The organism is Microcystis sp. M53602_WE12, assembly GCF_030065455.1.
Classification (GTDB): domain Bacteria; phylum Cyanobacteriota; class Cyanobacteriia; order Cyanobacteriales; family Microcystaceae; genus Microcystis; species Microcystis aeruginosa.
In genome coordinates this window covers 1-5,367 of record NZ_JASJFB010000076.1, presented here as the reverse complement: position 1 = coordinate 5,367, position 5,367 = coordinate 1, and the positions used below count along the sequence as shown (strand labels likewise).

Sequence of the window (5,367 nt, the reverse complement as noted above, 5' to 3'; positions counted from 1 at the left end):
TATCATACTTTGTGCTTTTTGTCAAAAAAACTTTTTTTTTGCAATAAAACTACACAAAAAAAAGATCATCGTTATGGGTGAAATTGACTGATTTACCTGTTTTAATTAGGATCACCTTGTAGGTGTGGCAAGGGTTTGAGCCATTGCTGCCCAAAAAAGCACATAATAACCCACTATGAAATTCTATCAAATCGCTGTAACCATTGTAACATCGTTGTTAAATAAAAATCTTTCTCAATTAATTCTTAAGAATTTATAAATATTGCGAAATGTTAATTTAAATATTCTCAAGTTTTTGGAGTCAATAAATAATTTTTGCTTATCTTTGTCCAACATGGGGTTAGAAGTCAGGAGTCGGGAGTCAGAAGTCAGTATTCAGGAGACAGGAGATTATTTTTATGTATTCTTCCCACACCCCACACCCCACACCCCACACCCCACCTCCCCACTTTCCCACTCTCGACAATTCTCCTTCTCCGCCGCGTTAAGCATAGTCGATAATAATAAAAGACAGATCGATCGCTTGCGCTCATGACCGGCAACCACTACCAAACCTTAGAAATCAGCCATAAATCGACCCCTGACGAGATTAAACGGGCCTATCGGCGTTTAGCCAGACAATTCCATCCCGATAGTCAAAACGATAGTGCCAGTCACGATAAAATCGTCGCTATTAACGCCGCCTACGAGATTTTAAGCGATCCGAGGCTAAGAAAGGACTACGATAACCAACTAATCGCCAATTTTCCCGAAAAACGCGGCCAACGCACTGCCACTGCCCAAGCAAATTACCATCGTTACAAAGAGGCAGTCCAGGAAGACGAGGCCCTGGTGAAACAGTGGTATAACCAGACCTATAGCCCGATTAATCGTCTGATCGGTCAAATTATTCGACCTCTCAAAGGTCAGATCGATCACCTATCCGCCGATCCCTTCGATGATCAGTTAATGGCTGTTTTTCAAGACTATCTAGAAACCTGTCGCCAAAATCTCGATCGAGCCAAAACCCTCTTTTGCCAAAGGCCCAACCCTGCCAAAATGGCCAAAGTGGCCGCTTCTCTTTACTACTGTCTCAATCATCTCACTGACGGACTAGAAGAATTAGAAACCTTTACCCTTAACTACGATGATCGCTCTCTCCACACCGGTCAAGAAATGTTTCGCATGGCCCAGCGTTTACAGGTGGAAGCTAAACAGATAGCCAGTCAGTGCCAAAATTAAATCTCTGGTAAAAATCAAAAATTGTTGTTAGGGTTAGGAGCCAGTAGTCAGTAGTCAGGAGAATTAAGAATGAATAATAATCAATTAAATGGTCTATTTACAGATTTTAGGCAATTTAATCATTATTTTTGCCTTTTTTGAACCATGAAAAATTAATTATGCCAGAGCTTGATTAAATCTCTAGCCATGGGCAAAAAAAAAGACGAAAATAGATCAAGACCAGATTTACCCAACCCTAGCTTAACCCCGATGAGAGACAAACAATCAGAAATTACCAATATATCCACCCCTAGAGATTCTGATCTTTATTCCTTGCCTCCGGCCGTCCAACGAGCTGCTAATATCCTTTTACGTCAGGGAAGAATCGGTTTTTGGACGCAGATTGTCCTGGGCGTAATTTCGGGGGTTTTATTACTCATTGCTACCGCTAGTTTATTAGGGACGAGACAACGCACTTCTGGCATTGAAATCGGTGTTTTATGTGCCATTGGTGGGGCTGGTTTCTTGGTGGTTGCCATTTTCTTTTCTTCTCGTTACATGAAAATTGCCCGTCAAATGTTGAGAGGTGATCAAGATAGTCGCCCGAAAAAATCCGATACTATTCAGTTAATCCGTCAGGGTTTAATCGCTAATATTATCGGGATGTTTTTAACTATTTTGGGAGCGCAAGCCTTGGCGGGAATTGTCTTAATTAAATCCCTCAATGTTCCCCAAGGTACTTTTAATGTTGCCTCTAACCCCAGTCAGTTTGTTAATTCTGTTGACCTGTTAATTGTGCAGGCTAATACTAATACAATTCTCGCTCACTTTACTGGTATCGTTACTTCTTTGTGGCTTCTTAATCGTATTACTTCTAAATAAATATGGCCATGCAACGCACCCGTTTAAGTACGCTGGCTAATGTCACCAGCAGTCGATTTAATCGCTTTTTTGGTAATCCTTGGCGACGGATTTCCCTACAGATAATTTGTGTTTTATTTGGAGTTTTTTCTGGGCAAGCAATTGTCACCACTGCTGGTCAAACTGCTCAATGGGATGTCACGGCTGCTGGTTTATTGCTGCTGTTTACGGAGGCGATTAGCCGGATTGTTTACCGAAAAAGTTCTCAGGCTAAACCCGCACCGATTCTGCGAGAATCTTTCAATTTACTCAAAATTGGTATCACCTATAGTTTATTTCTAGAAGCCTTTAAAATTGGCTCTTAAATAGGGTTGGCTGAAAATGTTTCTTGGTGGGGTGAGGATTCAGGAGCCAGTCGGGGAAAGTGGAAACCTTGCCCTTAAGTGCCGACCGGCAGCGAGCAATCGTAGCCAGCCTAGACAGAACTAATGTATTAGTTAAGCTGCCCAACGATACCCTTACTCCATGGCGCTTCTCAGGAAAATAAGGATTTCAGACGTTCATTCTCATTAGTACATTAAAATTACCCAGCTTTAGCATAGGCTCTGTAAGACTTTTAGCCATGGCTAGTATATTCATACAGGGGAAGTTCAGTTATAATTAAATTACCAAATTATATTTAGGCCAAATTTTTTTAATCATCATGCCACAACAATCCTTAATCACTAAAACCCTGACAGAGCAAGCCATTACCCCCCCGCACAAAATAGTTTAAATGTCAAGCTTTTTAGAAAAATACTTTTATTGTCTCCCCTGTTGTTTTGGGAATTATTGGGTTTAGAAGTTAGCTCAGTTAAAGCAGTAGAAAACCTACAATGTCCTGTCATTTCTAAGGAAGAAGTTGATACAAATGCTCTCCAAAGAGAAATTGCTAATTATTCAGCCACTCTGCGAGTCTATCCTAGCGATCTGGGTACGATTAAACTTTATCTTCAACGGGGAATGGCGCGAGAAAAAATCAACGATCAAAACGGTGCGATCGATGATTTCAGTCAATACATTTGGTACAGTAATTATAATGCTCCCGCCTTCAAAGATAGACAGTTACTAGCTCAAGCCTATTATCAAAGAGGTGTGTTAAAGTTAGCCATGGCAAAGGAGCAGCGTCAGCCAAAATTATTAGAAGCTGCCCGCTCAGATTTTCAGCAAGCCTTTAAATATAATCCCAATAAAAGCGAAGTTTGCTTTAACCTAGCAATTATTGCATCTTTGCTCAATCATCAATCCTTGGCTTTAGATTATTACCAGCGTTTTATCGGTTATGAAACTGAAAATTATCGCGGCTATTATCATCGAGGACAGCTATACTCTCAGTGGGGAAATTATGCAGAGGCTATCAAAGATTATGATCTGGCTATTTTATACCAACCCGATCTAATTGAACTCTATTATAATCGGGCCATAGCTTTAGAAAAGATAGGGAGAAAACGAGAGGCTTTTAAGGATTATAAAATCGTTTTAAAATGCTCACCCAAACTATTTTTAGCCAAGAATGCTCCTAGCAGTTATCAAAACCGTGCCAGAGTACAACTTGAAATCGCTGACGAGGAAGTCGAATTAGCCAATTTATCTTCTAATTCCCTGTCAGGATATCAAACAGCGATCGAGTATTATAATGGAGCCATCAAAGATCTAGCACTTGTCATCCGTATTAATCCCAACTACGATAAAATTCCCCATTCTAGAGCATTTCTTAAACGGGGTTATGCTCACCTAAGACTCAACAATAATCAAGGGGCAATTCAAGATTATAACCAAGCAATTTATCTGCAACCCCAAGACGCAAAAGCCTATGTATATCGGGGGTTAATGCGAGCCAATAAATATCAAGAATACGCAGGAGCTTTAGAGGATTTTACTGCGGCAGTGGCACGAAATCGTCATGATGCAGCCGCTAACTATCATCGGGGGTTAGTGCTGTATAAATTGGGGCGTTATCAGGAGGCAGTAGATAATTATAATATTGCCTTAGCCCAAGATGATCGGATTAATATACCTAGTTTTACTTCTCGCTCTGTCTGTAGCGAAAATATCCGAGAATCTGCCGACAAAAATTATTTTTATAACTCCAGAGAAACCGATTTTCGTCCTAATTATAATGTCTCTTGTCATGCTCAAGCCCGGGGAGATGCTTATTTTGCTCTGAAAAATTTTGCTGCGGCCGAAAGAGATTATACTACTTATATAGTTGCCTATCCTAACGATCCAGAAGGGTATCATAAACGGGCTAATGCGCGTTTTGAAAAAGGGGATAAACAGGGAGCGATCGAGGATTATAATGTATTCCTACAAAAAGTCCGTGATGCGAGAATTTTCTATAGTCGTGGTAATAGTAGCGCTGACGTGGGAGATGACCAAGGAGCGATTACAGATTACCTGCAATCTTTGAGCATTAATCCTATCGATGTGACAGCGTATAGTAATCGGGGAAATGCACGCACTGATACCGCTACTATTCCCGATAATGTACAAGTAACACCGAGAATATCGGAGAATCCGATCGCCTATAATAATCGTGGTATTATTCGACGACAAACTGGGGACAAGGAGGGTGCTTTAGAGGATTTAGATAAGGCAGTTAGCTTGAATTCCAATAATCCTATTGCCTATAATAACCGGGGAGTTATTCGCTTTGATTTGGGAGATAATGCCAGTGCTTTGGAGGATTTAAATATGGCTATTTCTCTCCAGTCTAACTATGCTGAAGCTTACTATAATCGAGGTTTAGTTAAGGAAAAAATGGGCGATAAGAAGGCAGCGATCACCGATTATCAATTAGCAATTACTTATCAGCCAAATTATGGCGAAGCTTATTATAATTTGGCACTTGCCACCTACGATGATAAAAATCCTAGTAGTCGAGTAGCGAGCCTTAACTATTTGCAAAAAGCCGCTAATGCCTTGATAAAAACCGGTAATTTAGAACTCTATGAACGGGCGGTAGAATGGATGTTAAAAATGCAGTAATTTATCGAAAAAATAAGCTAATTTTTGACAAAGACTTCAAGACTTGGCTATTTCAAGCCTTCAAAGAGCGGGGGAGTCTCTTATTGCCGATCAATTAGCCGCTAATCATCATACAAGGTTGGGTTGACGTAAGGAAACCCAACCATAGACCCAAGGAAACCCAACAAAAAGATTCAGACAGATTTAGGTGTTGGGTGTTGGGTTTCGCTTTTCCTGAGAATTGAGAGGTTTTCTTTAACATATTTATTCGCTCAACCCAACCTACGAAACTGTAGGTTG

General features: G+C 40.4%; 5 protein-coding genes. All 5 read left to right on the top strand.

Annotated features, from left to right (window positions below):
• Window positions 1–262: 262 nt before the first annotated feature.
• The 5 genes from PX482_RS03355 (at window position 263) to PX482_RS03335 (ending at window position 5,088) form a co-directional block, all read left to right on the top strand.
• Window positions 263–535 carry a hypothetical protein gene (locus tag PX482_RS03355; RefSeq protein WP_071825130.1) on the top strand — a complete coding sequence of 91 codons (273 nt, stop codon included), beginning with the start codon at window positions 263–265 and terminating at the stop codon, window positions 533–535.
• A complete protein-coding gene (locus PX482_RS03350) occupies window positions 532–1,221 on the top strand; it encodes a J domain-containing protein (protein ID WP_002763029.1) in 690 nt (229 codons plus the stop codon). The genes PX482_RS03355 and PX482_RS03350 overlap by 4 nt, the downstream gene beginning before the upstream one ends.
• A 249-nt stretch (window positions 1,222–1,470) precedes the next feature.
• A complete protein-coding gene (locus PX482_RS03345) occupies window positions 1,471–2,082 on the top strand; it encodes a DUF3611 family protein (protein WP_002800798.1) in 612 nt (203 codons plus the stop codon).
• Between the two features lie 2 nt (window positions 2,083–2,084).
• Window positions 2,085–2,426, top strand: coding sequence for a DUF565 domain-containing protein (locus tag PX482_RS03340; protein WP_002768596.1), 342 nt, complete (start codon window positions 2,085–2,087; stop codon window positions 2,424–2,426).
• Between the two features lie 439 nt (window positions 2,427–2,865).
• Window positions 2,866–5,088, top strand: a complete 2,223-nt coding sequence (locus tag PX482_RS03335) for a tetratricopeptide repeat protein (RefSeq protein ID WP_288093567.1) — start codon at window positions 2,866–2,868, stop codon at window positions 5,086–5,088.
• Window positions 5,089–5,367 lie beyond the last annotated feature (279 nt).